Here is a 22486-nt window from a genome sequence, read left to right as displayed (position 1 = left end):
TTGCCCGACGGTGATGCCTTAGTTTACCGCGCGCTGCGCGGTAATAAAGCGCGGCGTGCCAGTTAAGTCCTTAAGCGGAGCGATATGGGAAAAGCCACCGTGGTCACGCACCGCATCACGCACTGCATCGCCAGTCGTATCGTCGTGTTCAATCGCCATGATCCCACCAGGCCGCAGAAGCCTGGCGATCGTGGGAATCAACCCGCGGATTACTCCCATGCCGTCATCGCCGCCGAAGACGGCCACGTGCGGATCGTGATACACCTCCGGCTGCAAATTCGGATCTTCCGGTACATAAGGCGGGTTGCTCACTACGAGATCGACCGTGCCATTCCAGTCCGCCAGAGTCTGGATGTCGGTCGCATCCGCCTGCACCACCTCTACCCCGGTGCGGTGGGTATTGGCGCGGGTGAACTCGAGGGCGGCATCGGAAAGCTCTACTGCCTTAACCTCCGCCTGCGGTACGTAATGCTGCAGGTAGAGCGCCAGCGCGCCCGAACCCGAGCACAAATCCACCATGCGCGAGCCTGGTGCGTGGTGGACCGCCCAATCCGCCATCACCTCCGTTTCCGGGCGCGGAATGAACACGCCCGGACCCACCTTCAAATCCAGGGGGCCAAACCACGCCGTACCCAGCACGTATTGCAGTGGCTCGCGCTGTTCCCGTCTGCGCAAAAGCGCCTCAAAGGCCACGTCAAAGCCGGGCATAGGTAGCTCATGCAGCGGAATATCCAAATGCCCGCAGTGAATGAGGTGGGAGATGAGGATGCGCGTATCCCACTCGGGGCTTCCTACCCCAGCAACGCGAAGGCGCTGCACCCCATAGCGCAGCGCCTCACCGTACGATTCCATCGACCGCTATTATCCCTCGGCCTCAAGGCGCTCGGCGCGTTCCTGGTCCTGCAGGGCCTTGATGAGATCCTGCATATCGCCGTTCAACACGGAATCCAGGTTATTGGCCTTATAACCAATGCGGTGATCCGTAATGCGGTTTTCGGGCCAGTTATAGGTGCGCACGCGCTCGGAGCGGTCCATGGTGCGCACCTGGGAGGCGCGCTGCTCGCCAGCCTCGGCCTCGCGGGCCTCGCGTTCCATCTGATCCAGGCGGGCCTGCAGCACCTGCAGGGCGCGGGCCTTGTTCTGGATCTGCGAACGTTCCTTCTGGCAGGTAACAATCAAGCCCGTGGGCAGGTGGGTAATGCGCACCGCGGAGTCGGTGGTGTTCACACCCTGACCACCCTTACCGGAGGAGCGGTACACATCGACGCGAATATCCTTGTCATCGATATTGACCGATTCCACTTCTTCGGGCTCTGGGTACACCAGAACGCCAGCAGCAGAAGTCTGGATGCGTCCCTGCGATTCCGTAACCGGCACGCGCTGCACGCGGTGCACGCCGCCTTCGAATTTGAAGACGGACCATGCGCCATCGCGCGTCGGGGATTTAGCGCGGAAGGAGATAGTCATATCCTTTACGCCGCCCAAGTCGGATTCGTTAAGGCCCAAGACCTCCCACTTAAAGTCAATCTTATCGGCAAAACGCTCGTACATGCGGGCCAAGTCGCCGGCAAAGAGCGCGGCCTCTTCGCCGCCGGCACCGGCCTTGATCTCCATGATGATGTCTTCCGAGTCCTGCTCATCGCGCGGCGCGAGCAGGTCAGCCAGCTTTTCTTCCAGCTCTTCCACAGACTCTGCTAGGCGGTCTGCTTCTTCCTGGAAGTCGTGGTCTTCGTAAGCCATCTCCTTGGCGTCCGCGAGATCCTCGCGCGCCTGGGTCAGTTCATCGTTAACCATGATGATGGGGCGCAACTCCGCGTACCGCTTGGACAGCTTGCGAAAAGCCTGCTGATCGCCGGCGATTTCTGGATCGCCCATCTGCATTTCAATGCCCTGGTATTCCGACACAATGTCATCAACCATGGAAACTTGATTAGACATAGTCTTCCTCGTCCTTATCCGCAGCCATCGGTGCCGAAGAAGCCACCTGCATGAGGAACTCGCCATTCGAGCGGGTCTTCTTAAGCTGCTTGATCAACAGGTCAATTGCCTGGTGGGAGTCCAGAGCCGACAGGATGCGGCGCAGTTTCGTCATGATGCGCGCCTCTTCAGGCACCAGCAGGAGCTCGTCCTTGCGGGTACCGGAGGGGTTGACATCCACAGCTGGGAATACGCGGCGTTCCGAGATCCCGCGGTCCAGCTTCAGCTCTGCGTTGCCCGTGCCCTTGAATTCCTCGAAGATGACGGTATCGCCGGTAGAACCGGTCTCCACCATCGCGGTGGCGATGATGGTCAGCGAACCGCCCTCTTCAATATTGCGGGCAGCGCCCAAGAAGCGCTTTGGTGGGTAGAGCGCATTGGAATCCACACCACCGGACAGGATGCGGCCCGATGCCGGGGAGGAGTTGTTGTAGGCGCGGCCCAAGCGGGTGATGGAATCCAGCAACACCACGACATCCTTGCCCTGCTCCACCAGGCGCTTTGCGCGCTCGATGGCCAGCTCGGAGACGGAGGTGTGCTCTGATGGCGGGCGGTCAAAGGTCGAAGAAATGACCTCACCCTTCACGGAGCGCTGCATGTCCGTGACCTCTTCAGGGCGCTCGTCCACCAGCACCACCATGAGGTAGCACTCGGGGTTATTGGTAGCAATCGCATTCGCGATATTTTGCAAGATGGTGGTCTTACCGGCCTTCGGCGGCGAGACGATGAGCGCGCGCTGGCCCTTACCAATCGGCATGATCAGGTCGATAACGCGGGTGGTCAGGATCTTTGGATCCGTTTCCAAGCGCAGGCGCTGGTTGGGATACAGCGGCGTGAGCTTATTAAAGTGCGGGCGCTGCTTGGCCTCTTCCGGATCGATTCCATTGACGGTATCGACCTGCACCAACTGGTTGTACTTGCGGCGGTTGCGGCCATTGCCGTGGGTGTGGGTAGGACCAGCCACCTTCACCTGACCGGTAATGGCATCGCCAGAGCGCAGGCCCAGCCGGCGCACGATGTTTTTATTAACAAAGACGTCCGCATCGCCCGCGCGGTACCCGGTGGTGCGCAGGAAGGAGACGTTATTGTCTACGACATCCAAGATGCCGCCAACTGCCTGCAGCTCATCGCCCTCGCGTACCTGCAGGTCATTGCCGCCGCCGTGGTTATCATTATTGCCCCTGCCACCCCGCCGATTCCGGCGGTTGCGACGGCCGCGTCGGTTGCCGCGGTCAAAATTATTATCGTCATTGCGATTATTGCGGTGATTATTATCGCCGTTCTTCTCGCCCTGCTTGTCTCCCTGGTTATCGGAGCCATCCTGGGAGTCATCGCGGCGATCCTGGTGGCGATTCTGGTTCTGCCCCTCGCCCCGATTGTTGTCACCCCGGTTATTCTCGCCGCGGTTATTATCGCCTTGCTCTTGGCGCTCCTGGCGGCGGGCGCGGTTGCGGCGGGCACGGCGGGCCTGCGACCGCGACTCATAGCGCTGGTCGTCGCCGTTGTCCTTGCGGTCTTTGCCGCGGTTGTCCTGCTGTTCGCCGGATTTGCCGTTATCGCTCTCGCCGCGGTCATCCTTCTTGGACGGTTTATCTTTCTGCTTGGCAGGTGCCGCATCCTCAGCGGGTTTCTCGGCCTTTTCGGCCTTTTCTGCCTGCTCTATTTTTGCCTTCGCCTTTGCGGGAACCTGACCGGTTTTAATGGCGGTGATGAGATCCCCTTTGCGCAGGGCAGAGACGCCGCGAAGGCCGCGCTCAGCGGCCATTTTGCGCAATTCCGGCAGCTTCAGGGATGCGAGATCCTGTGCCGCGGTGTTGTCCGTATCGCTCACGGATATCCTTTCGTTGCTTGACCAGGTCCATAGTTGGGATCCGCCCTCCCCCACTTCAGGGAAGCTTGGGCGGGTGCACTGGAAGCCGATGTGTATTTTTCTTATCTTTTCGCCCTCGTGCCAAGGCGCTAGCGCACCCTGCCGGGCAATAAGTATGAGGCCTCTTCCGGTTACCTTAAGGGAAATCCCCCTTGTAGCCAGTACGCGGGGGCGGAAGAATTCAAGAAACGACTGTGGGCAATGTATAACGATGGGACCTGTCACTGGGCCCGATTGCATAGGATTGGGAAGATTTTCCCGCTTTCCTATCAGTCGAAGGCAATTATAGCGCATTCGCTTCGCGGTGAGTACTTGGACACCGCTACAGTGGAAGCATGCTTTCCACGATGATGGATATTCCCCTGTCTTTAACCCGTATTTTGGAATACGGCGCGTCAGTGCACGGCAATACCACTGTGACCACCTGGCACGGCGAGGGAACCGGGTCCGAGTTTGGCCCCGCAGAAAAGGTTACCTTCCGCGATATCGCTGCCCGCGCGGCAGCCTTTGCCCATGTTTTACACGATGACCTCGGCATTACCGGTGATCAGCGCGTGGGTAGCTTCATGTGGAATTGCGCCGAACACCTCGAGGTCATGTTTGGTTCCGCCTGCAAGGGCGCAGTTTTTACCCCGCTGAATAAGCAGCTGATGAATGACCAGATTCGGCACATCATCAGCCATGCCGAGGTCTCCGTCATCGTCTGCGATCCCCGGCTTGCCCCGCAGTTGGGCACGGTTTTAAACGGCGCGCCTTCCGTGCATTCGGTGATTTTTACCGGTTCCCAATCGCCGCAGCGCTTTGCCCACCACTTTCCGCGCGGCATCGAGTTTTATTCCTATGAGGCCCTGTTGGATGGCCGCTCTACCATCTACGATTGGCCCGAGCTCGATGAGCGCACCGCCGCCGCACTGTGCTATTCCACCGGCACCACTGGCGCACCGAAGGGCGTGTTATATTCCCACCGCTCGCTCTACCTCGAGGCCATGCAGCTGCGTTCCTCGGATTCGCTGTGCATTACCCACGGCGAAACCTTCCTGTGCTGCATTCCCATCTATCACGTGCTGAGCTGGGGCGTTCCCTTTACGTGTTTCATGACGGGCACCCCACTCGTGCTTCCCGATGCCGACGTCTCCGCCCCCACACTCGCCAAGGTCATCGCGGCCACGTCGCCGCGCGTGGCCCACGGCGTGCCTACCATCTGGATCCAGCTCTTCGTGCACTACATGCACAATCCGCCAGAGCGCATGACTCTGACGGAGATCTTCGCCGGCGGCTCACCTGTGCCGCCGCAGCTTATTAAGATGTGGGAGGAGCATTACGGTGTCGACGTGGTCCACGTCTGGGGCATGGTGGAAACCTCGACGGTTGGCAGCGTCGCCCGCCCGCCGCAGGGTGCCTCCGGCGATACCCGCTGGGCTTATCGCATCTCCCAGGGCAAGATTGCAGCTTCGCTGCAGTACCGCGTGGTAAATGACGGCCAAGTGGTATCCAAGACCGACCGCAATGCCGGTGAGCTCCAGGTGCGTGGCAACCTCGTGACCGGTTCTTATTATCATTCCCCCACCGCCGAGCCGGGCGAGGTGGCCTCCGAGTTCCGCGGCAAGCCGGTCGAGGCCGCGGAGTCCAAGTTCACCGCGGATGGCTGGTTGCGCACCGGCGATGTCGGATCTGTGACGAAGGACGGCTTCCTCACCGTTGAGGACCGCGCCCGCGATGTCATCCGCTCGGGCGGCGAGTGGATCTATTCGGTGCAGTTGGAAAACCTCATCATGGCCAATTCCGATGTGGTGGAAGCCGCGGTGATTGGCTACCCGGACAAGCAGTGGGTGGAACGCCCCCTCGCCGTGACCGTCTTAGATGAGAAAGCCTCTCCCACCATCGAAACGGCCGAAAAATTGCGCCAGAGCCTGCACAAGGAATTGCCCAGCTGGATGCTGCCGGAGTACTGGACCTTTGTAAAGTCGATCGATAAGACCTCAGTGGGCAAGTTCGATAAAAAGGATTTGCGTACCCACTTGGCCGAAGGCGAATACAACATCATCCGCCTCAAGGGCCCGGGTGAAGCGCAGCGCCTTGACGATATCGACGAAAGCGATTTTAACCGGGAAAACGAGGAATAATCCCCGGCCAGGTTGCGTTGTAGCTTGGTGTACCTTGTTCCCCACTCTTAGACTGGCAGCAATGACTTCACCAACGTCTTCTTCAGCGGTCTCCCTGCCCCTGCCCACCGTGGGCCGGTCGCAGCCGCCGGAGGATTTACCTGCTGCGGCAAGCGACGGCACGCGCGCCTTGGTTGACCGCTATGGCCGCAGGGCCCGCGACTTACGCGTGTCGCTTACGGATCGCTGCAACCTGCGCTGCACGTACTGCATGCCGGCCGAAGGCTTAGAGTGGATGCCCAAGCAGCAAACGCTGTCCGATGAAGAAACCATCCGGCTTATCCGCCTCGGCGTAGAAAAGCTCGGCATCCGCCAGGTGCGCTTTACCGGCGGCGAACCGCTGCTGCGCAAATCCTTGGGAAAAATCATCGCCGCCACCAAGGAACTCACCACGGATGAAGGCATCGCGCCGTCCACGGCGCTAACTACCAACGGATTGGGCTTGGAAAAGCGCGCGGCACAACTCGCTACCGCGGGGCTCGACCGCATCAATATCTCGCTGGATACCATCGATCCTCAACGCTATGCCGCACTCACCCGCCGCGACCGCCTATCCCACGTGCTCGAGGCCATCGCCGCCGCGGCAGATGCCGGATTAAATCCCGTCAAGATCAATGCCGTGGTCATGCCCGGCGTCAATGAGGAAGATATCGTCCCGCTGGCGGACTATGCCCTGCACCAGGGCGCCCAGCTGCGCTTTATTGAGCAAATGCCGCTCGGCCCGCGGGAAAAATGGCGCCGCGAGGACATGGTCACCGCCGATGACATCTTGCACCGGCTACAAAGCCACTTTTCCATGCGCCCGGCGCGCGAGCCGCGCGGATCGGCCCCGGCCGCGTTGTGGGATGCTATCGCCCCCGATGGCACCGCCGGCAAGCTTGGCATCATCGCCTCGGTGACCCATCCCTTTTGTGGCGACTGCGACCGCACGCGGCTTACTACCGATGGTGCCGTGCGCAACTGCCTCTTTGGTAATTCCGAAACCCAGTTGCGGGATCTCATTCGCTCCGGAGCCAGCGACGAGGAATTAATGGAGGCATGGGCCGGGGAAATGTGGACGAAGAAACCGGGCCACGGCATTGATGATGAGGGCTTCTTGCAGCCGGATCGCCCCATGTCTGCCATTGGCGGCTAGTCTAAATATTTATGTCCGCATCGCGTTCCATTTCTGAGCACCTTTCCGCGGTTCTGGCACTGGCGCCGGCGCCGCGCGCAGAGTCCGTTCCCGTTGGCCCAGCGCTGCGCGGACGGATATTAGCGGAGGATGCGACCGCGCGCTTTCCCGTCCCGCCATTTGCCAATTCCGCGATGGATGGCTTCCTCGTCCGCGCCGCAGATATTTCGGGCGCGGGCCCGTGGACGCTGCCGGTAGCAGGCGATGTTCCTGCCGGGGCTACCGCCCAGGCAGTTCCCGTCGGTCATGCGGTGCGCATCATGACCGGCGCGCCCGTAGGCAATGCCACTGGCCTTCTAGTCGTCCCAGTAGAAAACACCTCTGTCCCGCCTGGGCCCACGGAGTTGCCGCGCGAGGTCACCATCACCGCCGCGCCGGCGAAATCGCATATCCGCCCCGCCGGCGAAGACATCCAGCCCGGCACCGTCGTTGCTACGGCTGGGACCACCGCGAATGCGGCCGTTATCGCAGCGCTTATCTCCACCGGTATCTATTCGGTGCAGGCTTACCAGCGCCCGCGCATCGCGGTGATTTCTTCCGGCAATGAGCTATCTCCCTATCCGGACGAGCTTTCCCCAGGGCGCCTGCCGGATTCCAATGGGCCGATGCTCGCCTCCCTCGCCCACACGGAGTCCTACTCCCACGTGGGCGACGACCCCGCGGAGTTATCCCGGCTGCTCGATGAGCTCAGCGAATCCCACGACCTCATTATTACCTCCGGCGGGGTATCGGCCGGCGCCTTCGACGTGGTGCACGGGGTGCTGGGCACGGGCGACGATTCGTGGTTCGGGCACGTTCACCAGCGGCCCGGTGCGCCGCAGGGCATCGGCAGGTGGCGGGGTGTTCCGGTGCTTGCGCTGCCGGGCAATCCGGTGGCGGCTTTCGTCGGTTTCCAGCTCTATGCACGCCCGCTTATCGCCGCCTTATCGGGCCAGCCGCACCCGCGGGAGACCGTGCAGCTGAGTGCGAAGGTGGAGGTTTCGCTGCCATCGGCAAGCGCACGCCCCGTCATCGTTCCTGTGACCGTCAGCTTTGCGGGAAAGCCCAGGATTACTGGCGCGTTAAGCCGTGGCAGCCACCGGGTGGTCTCGCTGGCCGGTACGAATGGGTATTGCATCATTGATGGACCTGCCCCCGCCGCGGGCGAAGAGACCACCGTCTATCTGTACTAACGAGGAGAATTTTTCATGGAGTTTACCCACCTCAATTCCGCCGGCACCGCCTACATGGTCGATGTGACCGAGAAGCAGCCGACCGTGCGCACCGCCACCGCCGAGGGCGAGGTCGCCTGTTCCCCGGAGGTCATGACCGCGCTGCGCGAGGGCACCGTGCCCAAGGGTGACGTGCTGGCGGTCGCGCGCATTGCCGGCATTTCCGCGGCGAAGAAGGTCCCAGAGCTCCTGCCGCTCGCGCACACCATCGGCGTGCATGGCTGCGCGGTGGATCTCGAGCTTGCCGATGCCCACGTGAAGATCACCGCCACCGTTCGCACCGCCGACCGCACCGGCGTGGAGATGGAGGCTCTGACCGCGGTCAACGTTGCCGCCTTGGCGCTCATTGACATGGTCAAGGGCGTCGACCGCTCTGCTTTTATTCGCCGCTGTGGCATCGTGGCGAAATCGGGCGGGCGCTCCGGCGATTGGTCCAGGACCCTCCCGGAGGCTTAATGGACGGCGCGATCATTCTGGCCGGCGGGCAATCGCGCCGCATGGGCGGGGCGGATAAGGCCCAGGTCCGCGCCTATGGCCTGCGCTTGGTGGACCGCCTGCTGCGCCAGCTTCCCTATGGCATGCCGTCTATCGTTATTTCCCCGCACTACCTCGGCCTGCCGCAGGTCTGCGAGTCACCGCTTTTCGGCGGCCCCGTCGCCGGCATCGAGGCAGGTGCCTGCGCTTTGTCGCATTGCAACCGCCTGGCGCTCTTCGCTGTGGATGCTCCCGATTCCCCGCAGCTCCTCCCGCACCTTAACCACGCGTTGCAGGCCGCGCCCAGCGCCGATGCCGCGATTACCCGCGCCGCGGATGGGTACTTACAGCCCCTGTGTTCGCTGTGGCATACCGATGCGATCTTTGAACGCTTGGGCGCGCTGGAGTCGACCCGCAATGTCTCCGTAAAAAGGCTTATCCGCGGCGCCGATTTCGTCGAGGTGGCTGGCACCGGCGCCGAGCGCGATTACGATACCCCTGCCGAATTGCAGGCCATTCCGCCACACCCCGCCCTTCGCGCTCACCGGCGCGGCTAATCTAACCACACTCCACCCACCCCGTGAGCGCGAAGGGCGGGTTACGGGGAGGGGTGAGAGAGATTATTCGCCGCGGGAGCGGAAGACATCGGCAAGCAGCGGCGCAATAACCCCAAGGGCATCTGCGACGGCGCCGGTAGACGAGGCGCAATTGATGATGAGGCTGCCGCCGCCGTGGTCGGTCATGCCAATGATCCCGCGGGAGAGGCCCGCCTTGGGCGAGGACTCGAGCCCGCGCAGGAGCACCTGGGTCTCCAGGCCGTAGAGGCGGGCCTTGATATAGCGCTCGGTGACCTCTGGGGTCAGGTTCGCCGCCCCGATGCCGGTGCCGCCGATGACCACGACGATATCGGTGCCGGTATCCACGGCGGTGCGCAGCGCGTCGTCGACTGGCGTATAGCCCTCCGGCACGATGCTCGGTGGCGCGACATCGATGTCGTGGGTGCGCAGGATTTCTACCGCTTTCTCCCCGGCGCGGTTCGGTTTTTCCCCGGACAAAATGCGGTCCGAGCTGACGATTATCTGTGCCTTCCTTTGGGGCATAAGTCTCATTCCTTTCCCATTGTGGAGTGTGGTTAATATCACATTATTCAGTTTTCGATACCAACACACTTGGGACATGGGGCTAACCTGCGGTATCGGAATCGATCAAGAATTACGCAACATTTGTATGCCGTAATTAGATACGGATTTTACCGTTTTTATTTACCTGTTCGAGCATAGTCGCCGGTAAATTGAGGAGTTGAACGACCTACTACCTGTGAGGAAATCATGACTGCTCTTGATACCTCAGGCAAAGTCATCCAAGGTTGGGATCCAGAAGATTCCGACCACTGGGATTCCAAAATTGCCTGGCGCACACTGTGGATCTCCGCATTTGTCCTTATCATTGGCTTTGCCACTTGGTACCTCGTATCGGCAATTGCCCCGCAGTTGAACCAGATTGGTTTCGACTTAACCCGCAGCCAGCTCTACTGGCTGACCGCCATCCCCGGATTGGCCTGCGGTATCTTCCGCCTCATCTTCATGTTCCTGCCGCCTATCCTGGGCACGCGCAAGCTCGTCTTCAGCTCGTCGCTGCTATTTATCATCCCCATGCTGGGTTGGTTCTTCGCGGTGCAAGACTCCTCCACCCCATACTGGTGGCTGCTGACCCTCGCCTTCCTCTCCGGCATCGGTGGCGGCGTGTTCTCCGGATTCATGCCCTCGACCGGCTACTTCTTCCCCAAGCGCCTGTCCGGTACCGCGCTGGGCATCCAGGCTGGCATCGGTAACTTCGGCATCTCCTTTATCCAGCTGGTCGCCCCATGGCTCATGGGCTTTACCCTGCTGGGCGTGGGCTTTGTCGCCCCGCAGCGCACCGATGACGGCGAAATCTTTGTCCACAACCCCGCCATCTTCCTGGTGCCGTGGGCCATCGTCGGCGCATTCCTCGCGTGGACCCTGCTCAAGGACGTTCCCGTGAAGGCGAATTTCCGCCAGCAGATGGACATCTTTGGCAATAAGAACACCTGGATTCTTACCGTCGTCTACTTCATGACCTTTGGCGCATTTTCCGGCTTCGCGGCGCAAACCGCGCTGCTTATTAACCAGATCTTCGGCGAAGGTTCCGAATTTGCCGGCACCTACGACAACCTACCTGCCGGCGCGAGCTACGCCTTCCTGGGACCACTCATCGGCGCGCTCGTCCGCGCGCTGTGGGGCCCGCTGTGCGACAAGTTCGGCGGCGCCATCTGGACCTTCATTGGCTGCCTGGGCATGACCATCTTTACCGTCGTGGCCACCTTCTTCCTCACCCCGGACGAGCCGGATGAGGTCTGGTGGTTCCTGGGCACCATGCTCATTTTCTTCTTCTTCACTGGCCTGGGCAATGCCGGCACGTTTAAGCAGATGCCCATGATTTTGCCCAAGCGCCAAGCAGGCGGCGTTATCGGTTGGACCGGTGCCATCGGCGCCTTCGGCCCGTTTGTCGCAGGTGTCTTGCTCTCCATGATGTCTGCACCGACGTTCTTCTGGGGCTGCGCCGTGTACTTTGCCATCACCACGGTGTTGGTGTGGATCTACTACGCCCGCCCCAACGCCCCATTCCCCGGATAATTAGGAGCTTTCATTCCCCATGACTGCATACTTCGCGCCCGAACAAGGCAACTCAAATCCACTCTTTAAGCTCGGCGCCTACCTGCGCAAAGGCGAAGCTACCGATTCCGGCCAGCAGCTTTTCTTAAAGGGCGGCCGCCAGGCAGACGTCTTTTACCGCAACCGCTGGGCCTTCGACAAGATGGTGCGCTCCACCCACGGCGTGAACTGCACCGGTTCATGCTCGTGGAAGGTTTACGTCAAAGACGGCGTCATCACCTGGGAGTCCCAGGCGGTGGATTACCCCACCACCGGCAATGACATGCCGGAGTACGAGCCCCGCGGCTGCCCGCGCGGTGCCTCCTTTTCCTGGTACACCTACTCTCCTACCCGCGTGCGCTACCCGTATGCCCGCGGCGTGCTGGTGGATATGTTCCGCGAGGAAAAGGCAAAGCACGGCGATTCCGTCCTGGCATGGCGCGCCATCCAGGAGGACCCAGAAAAGCGCAAGGCGTATATCTCCCAGCGCGGCAAGGGCGGGCTTATCCGCATCTCCTATGAAGAGGCCATCGATATCGCCTCGGCCGCGCACGTCTACACCATCCGCAAGTACGGGCCGGACCGCATCAACGGCTTTACCGTGATCCCGGCCATGTCCCAGATCTCCTATGGCGCGGGCATGCGCTTCCTGCAGACCATCGGCGGCGTCGCGCTCTCCTTCTACGACTGGTACGCCGACCTGCCCCCGGCATCGCCGCAGACCTTCGGCGACCAGACCGACGTCCCCGAATCCGGCGACTGGTATAACTCTTCCTACCTCATGATGTGGGGCTCAAATATCCCGGTCACCCGTACCCCGGACGCCCACTTCATGGTGGAATCGCGCTATAAGGGCACCAAGGTCGTCGTGGTCTCGCCCGACTTTGCCGATAACACCAAGTTCGCCGATGAATGGGCCCGCATCGAGCCGGGCACGGACGCCGCGCTCGCCTTTGCCATGGGCCACGTCATCTTGAAGACCTTCCACGTGGACCGCCAGGAACCGTACTTCCTGAACTACATGCGCAAATACACCGACTCGCCCTTCCTTGTGTCCCTGGAAGACCGCGGCGACGGCACCTATACCCCAGGCAAGTTCCTCACCGCCTCGCAGCTTGCCGATGCCACCTTGAATTCCTCCCCCAACGCCACCCACCGTGGCCTGGTGATGGAAGAAGACGGGCGCATCGTTGACCCAGGCGGCACCGTGGCAGACCGCTGGGATAACGAAAGCGCCAAGTGGAACCTGGCGCTAGATAACGCCGATCCGGTCATGTCCATCGCAGAAACCGATAGCTTTGACACCGCCGAGGTGCTCTTCCCCCGCTTTGACCTCGATACCAACCCAGAGGACGTGGGAACCGATAAGCCCATTGGCGCGGGCATCGTCCACCGCGGCGTGCCCGTCCGCGAGGTCGACGGCAAGCTGGTTACCACCGTCTTCGACATCATGCTCGCCCACTACGGCGTCAACCGCGAGGATCTCCACCTGCCGGGTAGCTGGCCGAAGGACTTCCACGATTCCAGCGAAGTCGGCACCCCCGCTTGGCAGGAAGAGCTCACGGGCGTGGCCGCCGATACCGCCATCCGCATCGGCCGCGAATTCGCGCAAAACGCCGCGGATTCTAAGGGCCGTTCGCAGATCATCATGGGCGCTGGCGTTAACCACTACTTCCACGCCGATAATATCTACCGCACCTTCTTGGCGCTGACCTCCATGTGCGGTACCCAGGGCGTCAATGGCGGAGGTTGGGCGCACTACGTGGGCCAGGAAAAGCTGCGCCCCATCAACGGCTGGACCCAATGGGCCATGGCCGCCGACTGGCAGCGCCCGCCGCGCCACATGATTTCCACCGGCTTCTATTACTTCGCCACCGAGCAGTATCGCTACGATAATTCGCGCGCCTCCCACTTGGGCTCGCCGCTTGCTAGCCACGGTTCCATTGGGGACAAGATGGTCTCCGATACCATGGCAGAATCCATGCGCCGCGGCTGGATGCCGGCCTACCCGCAGTTCAACCGCAACTCGCTCTTCCTCGCCGATGAAGCCGATGAGGCCGGCATGGACATCAACGACTACGTGGTCCAAGAGCTAGAAAGCGGCCGCCTGGAATTCTCCTATGACAACCCGTCTGCCGAGGAGAACTGGCCGCGCATCCTGCTCAACTGGCGCACCAACCTGCTCGGCTCGTCCGCCAAGGGCACCGAGTTCTTCCTGCGCCACCTCTTGGGCATCGACTCGGATGCTACCGCGGAAGAACTCGCCCCCGAAGACCGCCCGCGCAGCATCAAGTGGGTGGATGAGGCACCGGAGGGCAAGTTGGATCTGATGATGACCACGGACTTCCGCAATACCTCCACCACGCTGGTCTCGGATCTCATCTTCCCGGCCGCAACCTGGTACGAAAAGCACGACATGTCCTCTACCGACATGCACCCGTACCTGCACTCATTTAACGCGGCGATTAACCCGCCGTGGGAGGCGCGCTCGGACTATGAGGTCTTCCGGGACCTGGCCGCGGCACTCTCCGATAAAGCCACCAAGTGGCTTGGCGTGCAACGCGATGTCATTACCCAGCCGAGCCACCACGACAGCCCGGACGAGCTCGGCATGCCCAATGGCATCGTCCCCGACCCCGAAGAACAGGGCCTTATCCCTGGGGTCACGATGCCGAAGCTGCATGTGGTCGAGCGCGATTACACCAAGGTCTACGAAAAGTGGGCACACTTGGGCCCGCTTCCCGCCAAGGCCGGCACCGGCGTGCACGGCACCAAGTTCAATGTGGAAAAGCAGGTCAAAGAGCTCGAGCTCATCTGTGGCACCACGGAGACCTCGATGGGCGAGCTGGTGGATCTATCCAAGGACACCAAGGTCATCGACGCCATCTTGCACCTGTCTGGTGTCTCCAACGGTGAGCTAGCCAAGCAGGGCTTTGAATTCCTGTCCTCGCGCACCGGCAAGGATCTCACCCCACTGGGCACTCCCGATGAAGACGTACGCATCACGTGGGACGACATCAAAGAACGCCCGAAGGAGGTCATCACCTCCCCCGAGTGGACCGCCGATAAGCGCAATAAGCGCCGCTACACCGCCTTTTCCATCAACGTCGAGTTTGAAAAGCCCTGGCACACGCTGACCGGCCGCATGCAATACTACATCGACCACGACTGGTTTATGGACTACGGCGAATCGCTGCCGATCTTCCGCCCACCGCTAGATCACGTCCACATGCACGGTGAATTCGCGCCGGGCACGGAATTGACCAATGACCGGGGCGAGGCCGAGGTCACCCTGCGTTACCTCACCACGCACAATAAGTGGTCCATCCACTCGCAGTACTTTGACAACCTGCACGTGCTTTCCATCTCGCGCGGTGGCCAGGTGGTCTGGATGTCCAATAAGGACGCCGAGAAAATCGGCGTCACGGACAATGACTGGGTTGAGGTATATAACCGCAACGGCGTTGTTTCCGCCCGCGCCATCGTTTCCCACCGCATCCCAGAGGGAACCATGCTGTGCAACCACGCACAGGAGCGCACCGTGGGCACGCCGATCAACGAGCACACCGGCCGCCGCGGCGGCACGCACAACTCGCTGACCCGCATTTCCATCAAACCGGTGCACATCGCTGGCGGCTATGGCCAGCTAACCTACCACTTCAACTACATCGGCCCTACCGGCAATAACCGCGATGAAGTCACCCGCGTTCGCCGCCGTTCCCAGGAGGTATCCTACTAATGAAAGTCATGGCCCAAATCTCCATGATCATGAACTTGGACAAGTGCATTGGCTGCCACACCTGTTCAGTTACCTGTAAGCAGGCATGGACCAACCGCGAAGGCACCGAGTACATCTGGTTCAATAACGTCGAAACCCGCCCCGGCCTCGGCTACCCGCGCACCTGGGAGGACCAGGAAAAGTGGAAGGGCGGCTGGGAGCGCACGGCGTCTGGCAAGATCAAGCCCAAGGCCGGCGGGCGCCTCAAAAAGCTAGCCACCCTCTTCCACAACCCCAACCTGCCCACCATCCAGGATTACTACGAGCCCTGGACCTACCAGTACGAGGACCTCATGGGCGCCGAGGCGGGACAGAAGACCCAGCCCACCGCCAAACCGGTCTCTCAGATCGACGGCCGGGACATCGGCAAGATCGAATGGTCCTCCAACTGGGACGATAACCTGGGTGGCTCTACTGCCACGCTTGACGATGACCCCGTGCTCCACAACATGAACCTCGAGGTCAAGAAGGAAATCGAGGACTCGTTCATGTTCTACCTGCCGCGTATTTGCGAGCACTGCATGAACCCGACCTGCGTTTCCTCCTGCCCCTCTGGCGCGATGTACAAGCGCACCGAAGACGGCATCGTCCTAGTGGACCAGGACCGCTGCCGCGGCTGGCGCATGTGCGTATCCGGCTGCCCGTATAAGAAGGTCTACTTCAACCACAAGACCGGCAAGGCCGAAAAGTGCACGCTGTGCTACCCGCGCCTCGAGGTTGGCCAACCCACTGTGTGCTCCGAGACCTGTGTAGGCCGCCTGCGCTACTTGGGCGTCATCCTCTACGATGCCGACCGCGTCGCCGAGGCCGCCTCTACCGAAAATGAACAGGACCTTTTCGAGGCCCAAAAGTCGATCATGCTCGACCCCCGCGATCCGGAGGTAGTCCGCGCGGCCCAGGCCGAGGGCATCCCGCACTCCTGGATCGATGCAGCACAGCAGTCCCCGATCTACGACCTCATCTTCAAGTACGGCGTCGCATTGCCGCTGCACCCGGAGTACCGCACGCTGCCGATGGTCTGGTACATCCCGCCGCTGTCCCCCATCGTTGACAAGGTGACCGCGACCGGCAACGACGGCGAGGACCACAAGATCCTCTTCTCGGCGCTATCGAATATGCGCATTCCGCTGGAATACCTGGCTGGCCTGTTTACCGCCGGCGATACCGTCCCAGTGGAAAAGTCGTTGCGCAGGCTCGTCGCCATGCGCTCGTATATGCGCGATATCAACCTGGGCAATGAGCCGCAGGAGGAAATCGCCCAGGCAGTAGGCATGACAGGCAGGGAGATGGAAGGCATGTACCGCCTGTTGTCCATCGCTAAATACGATGACCGCTACGTCATCCCCACCGCCTCGCCCGAATCCCCGCGCGGCATTACCGACTTGGACCCGTTCGGCGATGTGGACCCGGCCAAGGCCTCCGAAGACGTCTTCCACGACCTGGGCATGGGCGCACCCGAAGCCTGCACCCACGGCGCCGAACCACAGGGCAAGGTCTCGCTACTCTCCTGGAGCGGTGACCGGCCCGATGCCATGTTCCCGCCGCGGAAGTAGGTTAAGCCGTGAATATCTTCGATAAACTCCGCAAGCGCCAGGAATCCCTGCAGCGGCAATCGGCCCCGCAGGGTGGCGATGCCCCCGTGGCTGGATTCGGAACACCCGCTGGCATCGGTTCCATGGGCGGTGCCAAGGACGTCGAAAAGACGCTGCGCACCCACACAGGTCAAGTCCCCAATGAATTTGTCACGCCGGTCGAAGTCACCGAAGACCAGCGGCGAATCGTCGCCATGGCCGTGTCCGTGCTGCTGAATTACCCCGGCGAAGATATCTTTGACCGCCTCTCCGCGGTCGAAGACCAAGTAGATGACCTACCGCTGGCCATCGCCACCGACTTCATCAACTTCGCCGAATGGGCCCGCAGCATCGGCCCCCGCGGCTTGGAAGAACACTACGTCGAGACCTTTGACCAGCGCCGACGCTGCGCGCTGTACCTGTCCTACTTCGCCGTCGGCGATACCCGCCAGCGCGGAATGGCCATTTTGTCCTTCCGCCAGCAATTGGAGTCGCTCGGCTTCGAGATTTCGGATGAAGAACTACCCGATCACCTCTGCGTGGTCCTCGAAGCCCTCGCCATGAGCGAGGGGGAAACCCACGAGCGCGCCGTTGAATTGGTGGCCAGCTACCGCGAAGGAATCGAGGTGCTGCGCGCGGCCCTCGCTCGCGAGCGTTCGCCGTATGTCAGCTTGATCGTCGCGCTGTGCAAGGCCCTTCCAGAAGTCGATTCTGATACCGCGCAAAAGTACGTCGATCTCATCCGCACCGGCCCACCCGCCGAGATGGTCGGCATTGCAGACCTTCCCTTCCCCACTACCCAACCAGACCTCGTCTAGGAGCCACATTATGTTTGATAACTTCCTCTGGGGTGCCTTCCCGTGGTTAGCCATCGCGGCGTTCTTCGTGGGCATCTTCTGGCGGTGGCGTTCCGACCAATTCGGTTGGACCACCCACTCCTCCCAAATCTATGAATCCAAGCTGCTGCGTTTATCCTCGCCGCTCTTCCACTGGGGCATGGTCTTCGTCGTCATCGGCCACCTGATGGGCTTGGCATTCCCCAAGTCTTGGACCCAGGCCGTTGGCATCAGCGATCACGCCTACCACCTCCTGGCCACCATTCCAGGCTCCATTGCCGCGCTGGCGGTTCTGCTGGGCTTTGCCGGTTTGCTGTACCGCAGGCTAAAGAACCGCTCCGTGTTCTTGTCCACATCCACCTCGGACAAGGTCATGTACGCGCTGCTCGGCCTCGCGCTGGTATCGGGTTCCTTTGCCACCTTTACCCTGCAGCTTTTTGACCTCGCCGGCACCGGTGGGTACGACTACCGCGAAACCATCTCCCCGTGGCTGCGCCAGCTGTTGATCTTCAACATCCAGCCCGACCTCATGGCCAGTGCCCCATGGCAATTTAAGGTCCACGTCCTCTGCGGTTTCACCATCATCGCCGTGTGGCCCTTTACCCGCCTCGTCCACGCATTCTCGGCACCGGTTGGCTACGTCACCCGCCCCTACGTGGTGTACCGCTCCCGCGATGAACGCACCACCCCGATGCGCTCCAATACCGCGTGGGAGCCTATCCGCTCCAACCGGAAGCAATTGGAGGGAGAAACCCCGGGCCACGGTGCCTAGGTAGTTTCCTAGGCCCTTTCCACCGCCGCGCGTCGTCCAGTAGATGGATGGCCCGCGGCGGTTTCCTTCTGGCTGCATCTACTCCGACGCTACCCATGCGCCCACCCCGCGCCCCCACTCGCCCTTCGCGCTCACCGGCAAAGCGGCGCGGCCGTAGATACTTCCGCCCAGTGAGCGCCAAGGGGGAGGCTGCGATCAAAGGACCCCCGCCCTTTGCGCTCACGAGGAGAGGTGGATTCACCTCTCTACAGTGCCCTGGTGAGCGCGAAGGGCGGGGGAACGAAGTGCGCGGGAACGAACGGCGGGGTTGGGTTGGTAACGCTTTATTCGGTAACGACGAACTTGCCGTGCTGTCCCTTTTCCGCGTTAGTCATGATGTGGTTGACAAAGGAATACGTTCCGGGCTCGTTGAAGGTCAGCTCCACGAACCCGCCTTGTGCGGGGAGCAGATCGAGGGCCTGCGAGCCGGTCTTATCCTCGTCCTTGATGAGATAAGCACCTTCCTTGTAGGCGGTATCGAATTGTTCGCCCACCACGTGGAAGCTAAGCGGTTGATCGGGGCCTACGTTCATGATCCACAACCGCACGGTATCGCCCACCTTGGCCTTAATGGGGTCGACATCGTATTGGCTGGGGTAGTAATTGAAGGCCATGAGGTCGAAGTCGCCATCGGCCACGCGCTGGGCATCGGCGCCGGTCTTTTCCTCACCGAGGAATACATCGTTGGCAATGAAGTTATATTCGGCATCCACGTCCTTGAGATCTGGTGGATCGATGATGACATTGCCGGCCATGCCGTTCGCGATGTGCAGGGACATCGGGGCGGTTGAGCAGTGATACATCCAAATGCCGGAGCGATTCGCGGTGAATTCGTAGGTCAGTTCTTCCCCAGGCTGGATGGACTTCATGTTTTCATCCGGGTTGACTTCACCGGCATGGAAGTCGATGGAATGGGCCATGCTGCCCTCGTTCTTGATGGTGATCTTGAACTTATCGCCCACCTTGCCGCGCAGCGTCGGCCCTGGCGCCTGGCCATTAAAAAGCCATTGCATCTGCTTAACTCCTGGGGCTACCTCAACGATTTCCTCGGTCATCGACCAGGTTTCTTCGTGCGTGGTGGTATTAGCCGCCGGCGCCAGGGAGGCGTCATAGGCGCTAAAACCTTCGCGGGAGGCACCGAGTTCGGCGGCGCTCGGAACATCAACGTGCGGGTTGGATGCCCCTGCCACGGCGTGGTGGTGATCGTGCCCGCCGGTGCTTGGCGCGGAATCGTCCACGTTGACGTCAAAGGTCATACCTTGCAGGCGGTGACCGGCAATGGTGCAGTAGCCTTCGATGCTGGATTCGATGACACCGGCATCGAGCTGCACGGTATCGCCGGGATCGACGCGGCCGGTTTCGGCATCACCAATCTTTAGATCGTGGACTTGGTCCCCGGTATTGGTGAAGTTAACCACCAAGTGGGTGCCGGGATCGATATCAACGTGGTTGGGGACGAAGGCCATACCATCGACTTCTACGTCAATGGTGTGGGTTTCACCTTCGGCAACAGAGCCCGCCGGTTGAGAGTCCTTAGAGGTGGTATTGACTAGGGCGAGCGCGATCACCGCGGCCAGCGCGATACCGATAAGTAACCACGAGGCCCATTGGGAGTTACCGGACTCCGGCGGCTTATCCTGTGGCTGTGGGGAAGAAACACTAAGCATTTAATTCTCCAGATTCTGTTGTTGGTAGACGGCGCGTCCCACGGCAAGCACGTTTAATGCTAAGCCTATCCCCATGAGGATAAGCCCAGCAGAAAGGGCGTTGACAAGGCTCAGCAGGGCGCCGAGGTTGATGAGGACGAGTCGGGCAAAACCGGCGCGGTCCGCGGTATCCCGGCCGTGGTGCACCTTGGCAGGACCGCCTCCCACCAGCGTGGGCAAGAGATGGTGCAAGACGCCGGTGACCAGCTGCAAAATGCCGCCGCCGATGAAGGCCGGAACCACAAACAGCGTGATGACGCGCGGGTAAGCGCCGAGCGCTGCGGCGACGGCATCGCCGGCGCACAGGGCCACCATCCACAGCAGTCCTGCGATAACGGATACCGATGCTGTGGTGAGCCGGGGGTTGCACCCCAGCACGGTGGCCAGTACCGGTTGGATGATCATGATGGCGGCTAGAACGACGAGCAGCTGGGCGATGCCCGCCGCGCGCGTCCACCCCACCGCGCCGCAAACCATGGTCAGTGCCAGCCCGGCGCAGTAGACAATGAGCCCGCGCGTGCACCGCGCCCGCGCGATAGGCGAAATAGCGGTATTAGACAAAGTGGGAAGCAGCGTCACAATGGTGCCCACAATGGTCAGCCACGCGAACCCCCAGACCATGCCGCGCGAGTGGGCGGCCACGAGGAAGGAATAGTCGCCCACGCCATTGCCGCTTAAAATCACGAGGATTACAGAGGAAATCATGAAGATGGATGCGGCCGCATAAAACGGCACCGTCACCGCAAACGATCCAGAAAGCGATCCGCGCAAACGCGTGTAGATAAAGACGAGCTGCCAGACAAGGGCGGCGATGATGAGGAGGGAGGCGGCATCGGCAAGCAGGCCCCAGTCATACCCCGCGCGATCGATAATGAGCAGGATAAGGCCCACCTGGATGAGCGCCACGCGCGCGCCCACGCCCCGGTAACCGTTATTGGCGGTGCGGGTAAGCGCCTCGGTGAAATGGGTGGAAAATACGATGATGGCGGTGGTCAGCGCGCCGATGGTCAGCGGGTGGATGAGATCCCACCACACCACGGGCGCGCCCAAGTAGCCCGCCACGTTGATGCCGATGCCGATGAGCACCCACGCGCCGATAAGCGCGGCGGTCACGATGTGCCAGCGGCTGCGGGCGGCCAGGGAGATGTCATTAATGTGCACGGCGGGCCTCCTTCACCGTCAAAGTAATGCCGCAGGCGAGGAAAACCAAGACGGCGGCGAGGGTCGTCAGCCCACCTACCTGGTAGGCGACGGTGTGGCGGGCGACATCGGCAAGCATGCGCAGCGCCAGCCCGCCGTGCAAGACCGCCACGGGAAGGAAAAGCACCGGGTGGTAGGGCAAGTGGCGGCGGATGACGGAGGTAATGATGATGGGGGCATGCGCGAAAATCATGGACATGACAAAGCCCAAAAAGATGGCGTGTACAGAGGCGTCGTAGGCAAAGCCGGAGCTTTCGCCATAGAGCAGCCAGAAATAGCCGCCGAGGGCCAACCAAAAATACCCGGCGAGCATGCACGCGGCGGAATAGCGTGGCAGCCCGCGCGAGCGCACTAGGTTCTTCGCCACATCCACGCGCACGGTAGAAACCGCAACGCCGATAAGCGCCACGCCCATCGCGCGATAGCCCACTGCCGGGGAGAGGATATAGACCACGCTCAGCGCCGCCAACCCCAAAACCCACAGCGTAATCCGCTTTTCCGCCTGCGTGCCAGCCATGGTGATGCGGGCAAGCTCCATGCGCTCGCCGATGATCGTCGCTACCACGTAGAGCACGCACAGCGGCATCGCGGTAGAAAACGCCGGTTCCATGGCCCACAGCAGGGCCGCCGCTACCCCGCCGATGACGCCGGTGGCCTGCACGATGATGGACAGGGCGGGCTGGCGCCGGTGGATGGTGGCATAGATAAATCCGAGCACTATGAAGCCTGCTGCGAAGCACAAAGCCGGGACCTGCCGCGGTAAGCCCGCCATGATGCCCACGAACCCGGCGACGTGGAAGATGGGTCCTACCCAGGCCCACCGCGTGCGCACGGCGACGGCGCGCTCCAGCCCGATGGCGCCGCCAACAAAACCAAAGACCATCAAGGGGCCATGATCGGCAGCTAGAGACGCTGCCGGCGAGAACCCCACGCCGAGCAGGGATGCCCCCGCGGCGAGCCCAACAAGCAAGGACAGCCCCGCGCAGGCAAGGAAGAAGAATCGGTGCGCGAGCCTATTATTTATCACGGTTTTAATCGTACTAA

At 61.4% G+C, this 22486-nt stretch carries 17 protein-coding genes; 10 read left to right on the top strand and 7 right to left on the bottom strand.

The genetic code is table 11. The features are described from left to right. Nucleotides 1-18: 18 nt before the first annotated feature. The 3 genes from prmC to rho are packed head-to-tail and all read right to left on the bottom strand — an operon-like array spanning nucleotide 19 to nucleotide 3808. Complete coding sequence (gene prmC / locus HMPREF1257_RS05395; RefSeq protein ID WP_023026352.1) at nucleotides 19-852, bottom strand: peptide chain release factor N(5)-glutamine methyltransferase; 834 nt, start codon at nucleotides 850-852, stop codon at nucleotides 19-21. Between the two features lie 9 nt (nucleotides 853-861). Continuing rightward, on the bottom strand, nucleotides 862-1938 hold the full coding sequence (gene prfA / locus HMPREF1257_RS05390) for a peptide chain release factor 1 (RefSeq protein WP_023026351.1): 1077 nt from the start codon (nucleotides 1936-1938) through the stop codon (nucleotides 862-864). Then, entirely contained in the window at nucleotides 1931-3808 is a 1878-nt protein-coding gene (rho, locus tag HMPREF1257_RS05385; RefSeq protein ID WP_023026350.1) for a transcription termination factor Rho, read from the bottom strand. The genes prfA and rho overlap by 8 nt, the downstream gene beginning before the upstream one ends. A gap of 374 nt (nucleotides 3809-4182) precedes the next feature. Between rho and HMPREF1257_RS05380 the strand changes: the two genes are divergently transcribed. The 5 genes from HMPREF1257_RS05380 to HMPREF1257_RS05360 all read left to right on the top strand — a co-directional run bounded on the left by HMPREF1257_RS05380 (nucleotide 4183) and on the right by HMPREF1257_RS05360 (nucleotide 9425). Further along, a complete protein-coding gene (locus HMPREF1257_RS05380) occupies nucleotides 4183-5970 on the top strand; it encodes a long-chain fatty-acid--CoA ligase (RefSeq protein ID WP_034659269.1) in 1788 nt (595 codons plus the stop codon). Nucleotides 5971-6031: 61 nt separating this feature from the next. Further along, nucleotides 6032-7144 (top strand): GTP 3',8-cyclase MoaA, encoded by a 1113-nt coding sequence (gene moaA / locus HMPREF1257_RS05375; RefSeq protein ID WP_023026348.1) that lies wholly within the window; start codon nucleotides 6032-6034, stop codon nucleotides 7142-7144. An 11-nt stretch (nucleotides 7145-7155) separates the two neighbouring features. Next, on the top strand, nucleotides 7156-8355 hold the full coding sequence (locus HMPREF1257_RS05370) for a molybdopterin molybdotransferase MoeA (RefSeq protein WP_023026347.1): 1200 nt from the start codon (nucleotides 7156-7158) through the stop codon (nucleotides 8353-8355). A 15-nt stretch (nucleotides 8356-8370) separates the two neighbouring features. Then, entirely contained in the window at nucleotides 8371-8850 is a 480-nt protein-coding gene (gene moaC / locus HMPREF1257_RS05365; RefSeq protein ID WP_023026346.1) for a cyclic pyranopterin monophosphate synthase MoaC, read from the top strand. Beyond that, nucleotides 8850-9425, top strand: a complete 576-nt coding sequence (locus HMPREF1257_RS05360; protein WP_023026345.1) for a molybdenum cofactor guanylyltransferase — start codon at nucleotides 8850-8852, stop codon at nucleotides 9423-9425. Before moaC ends, HMPREF1257_RS05360 begins: the two co-directional genes overlap by 1 nt. 63 nt (nucleotides 9426-9488) lie before the next feature. Here the strand turns inward: HMPREF1257_RS05360 and HMPREF1257_RS05355 are convergent, their stop codons facing one another. Continuing rightward, the gene (locus tag HMPREF1257_RS05355; protein ID WP_023026344.1) at nucleotides 9489-9968 is read right to left on the bottom strand and encodes a molybdopterin-binding protein; all 480 of its coding nucleotides are present in this window, start codon (nucleotides 9966-9968) and stop codon (nucleotides 9489-9491) included. A 228-nt stretch (nucleotides 9969-10196) separates the two neighbouring features. Between HMPREF1257_RS05355 and HMPREF1257_RS05350 the strand changes: the two genes are divergently transcribed. The 5 genes from HMPREF1257_RS05350 to narI are packed head-to-tail and all read left to right on the top strand — an operon-like array spanning nucleotide 10197 to nucleotide 18497. After that, on the top strand, nucleotides 10197-11522 hold the full coding sequence (locus tag HMPREF1257_RS05350; protein ID WP_023026343.1) for a NarK/NasA family nitrate transporter: 1326 nt from the start codon (nucleotides 10197-10199) through the stop codon (nucleotides 11520-11522). 19 nt (nucleotides 11523-11541) lie between these two features. Next, on the top strand, nucleotides 11542-15279 hold the full coding sequence (locus tag HMPREF1257_RS05345) for a nitrate reductase subunit alpha (RefSeq protein ID WP_023026342.1): 3738 nt from the start codon (nucleotides 11542-11544) through the stop codon (nucleotides 15277-15279). Then, nucleotides 15279-16871: a nitrate reductase subunit beta gene (gene narH, locus HMPREF1257_RS05340; protein ID WP_023026341.1), complete on the top strand. Its 1593-nt coding sequence runs from the start codon at nucleotides 15279-15281 to the stop codon at nucleotides 16869-16871. The genes HMPREF1257_RS05345 and narH overlap by 1 nt, the downstream gene beginning before the upstream one ends. Nucleotides 16872-16879: 8 nt before the next feature. Then, entirely contained in the window at nucleotides 16880-17707 is an 828-nt protein-coding gene (gene narJ, locus HMPREF1257_RS05335) for a nitrate reductase molybdenum cofactor assembly chaperone (RefSeq protein ID WP_023026340.1), read from the top strand. A gap of 10 nt (nucleotides 17708-17717) precedes the next feature. Then, nucleotides 17718-18497 (top strand): respiratory nitrate reductase subunit gamma, encoded by a 780-nt coding sequence (gene narI / locus HMPREF1257_RS05330; RefSeq protein WP_005280178.1) that lies wholly within the window; start codon nucleotides 17718-17720, stop codon nucleotides 18495-18497. 323 nt (nucleotides 18498-18820) lie between these two features. On the opposite strand, the gene HMPREF1257_RS05325 is transcribed toward narI, so the two are convergent. The 3 genes from HMPREF1257_RS05325 to HMPREF1257_RS05315 are packed head-to-tail and all read right to left on the bottom strand — an operon-like array spanning nucleotide 18821 to nucleotide 22469. Further along, on the bottom strand, nucleotides 18821-20203 hold the full coding sequence (locus HMPREF1257_RS05325; RefSeq protein ID WP_023026339.1) for a multicopper oxidase domain-containing protein: 1383 nt from the start codon (nucleotides 20201-20203) through the stop codon (nucleotides 18821-18823). Further along, nucleotides 20204-21403: a hypothetical protein gene (locus HMPREF1257_RS05320; RefSeq protein WP_023026338.1), complete on the bottom strand. Its 1200-nt coding sequence runs from the start codon at nucleotides 21401-21403 to the stop codon at nucleotides 20204-20206. Continuing rightward, entirely contained in the window at nucleotides 21393-22469 is a 1077-nt protein-coding gene (locus HMPREF1257_RS05315; protein WP_034659369.1) for a hypothetical protein, read from the bottom strand. Before HMPREF1257_RS05315 ends, HMPREF1257_RS05320 begins: the two co-directional genes overlap by 11 nt. Nucleotides 22470-22486: the final 17 nt, after the last annotated feature.

This window comes from Corynebacterium sp. KPL1814 (assembly GCF_000478175.1).
Taxonomy (GTDB): domain Bacteria; phylum Actinomycetota; class Actinomycetes; order Mycobacteriales; family Mycobacteriaceae; genus Corynebacterium.
This window is presented reverse-complemented; position numbering and strand designations above follow the sequence as displayed.

Coding starts and splice junctions, on each gene's coding strand:
- prmC (WP_023026352.1), bottom strand. CDS start 852: ATGGAATCGTACGGTGAGGCGCTGCGCTATGGGGTGCAGCGCCTTCGC.
- prfA (WP_023026351.1), bottom strand. CDS start 1,938: ATGTCTAATCAAGTTTCCATGGTTGATGACATTGTGTCGGAATACCAG.
- HMPREF1257_RS05380 (WP_034659269.1), top strand. CDS start 4,183: ATGCTTTCCACGATGATGGATATTCCCCTGTCTTTAACCCGTATTTTG.
- moaA (WP_023026348.1), top strand. CDS start 6,032: ATGACTTCACCAACGTCTTCTTCAGCGGTCTCCCTGCCCCTGCCCACC.
- HMPREF1257_RS05370 (WP_023026347.1), top strand. CDS start 7,156: ATGTCCGCATCGCGTTCCATTTCTGAGCACCTTTCCGCGGTTCTGGCA.
- moaC (WP_023026346.1), top strand. CDS start 8,371: ATGGAGTTTACCCACCTCAATTCCGCCGGCACCGCCTACATGGTCGAT.
- HMPREF1257_RS05360 (WP_023026345.1), top strand. CDS start 8,850: ATGGACGGCGCGATCATTCTGGCCGGCGGGCAATCGCGCCGCATGGGC.
- HMPREF1257_RS05355 (WP_023026344.1), bottom strand. CDS start 9,968: ATGCCCCAAAGGAAGGCACAGATAATCGTCAGCTCGGACCGCATTTTG.
- HMPREF1257_RS05350 (WP_023026343.1), top strand. CDS start 10,197: ATGACTGCTCTTGATACCTCAGGCAAAGTCATCCAAGGTTGGGATCCA.
- HMPREF1257_RS05345 (WP_023026342.1), top strand. CDS start 11,542: ATGACTGCATACTTCGCGCCCGAACAAGGCAACTCAAATCCACTCTTT.
- narH (WP_023026341.1), top strand. CDS start 15,279: ATGAAAGTCATGGCCCAAATCTCCATGATCATGAACTTGGACAAGTGC.
- narI (WP_005280178.1), top strand. CDS start 17,718: ATGTTTGATAACTTCCTCTGGGGTGCCTTCCCGTGGTTAGCCATCGCG.
- HMPREF1257_RS05325 (WP_023026339.1), bottom strand. CDS start 20,203: ATGCTTAGTGTTTCTTCCCCACAGCCACAGGATAAGCCGCCGGAGTCC.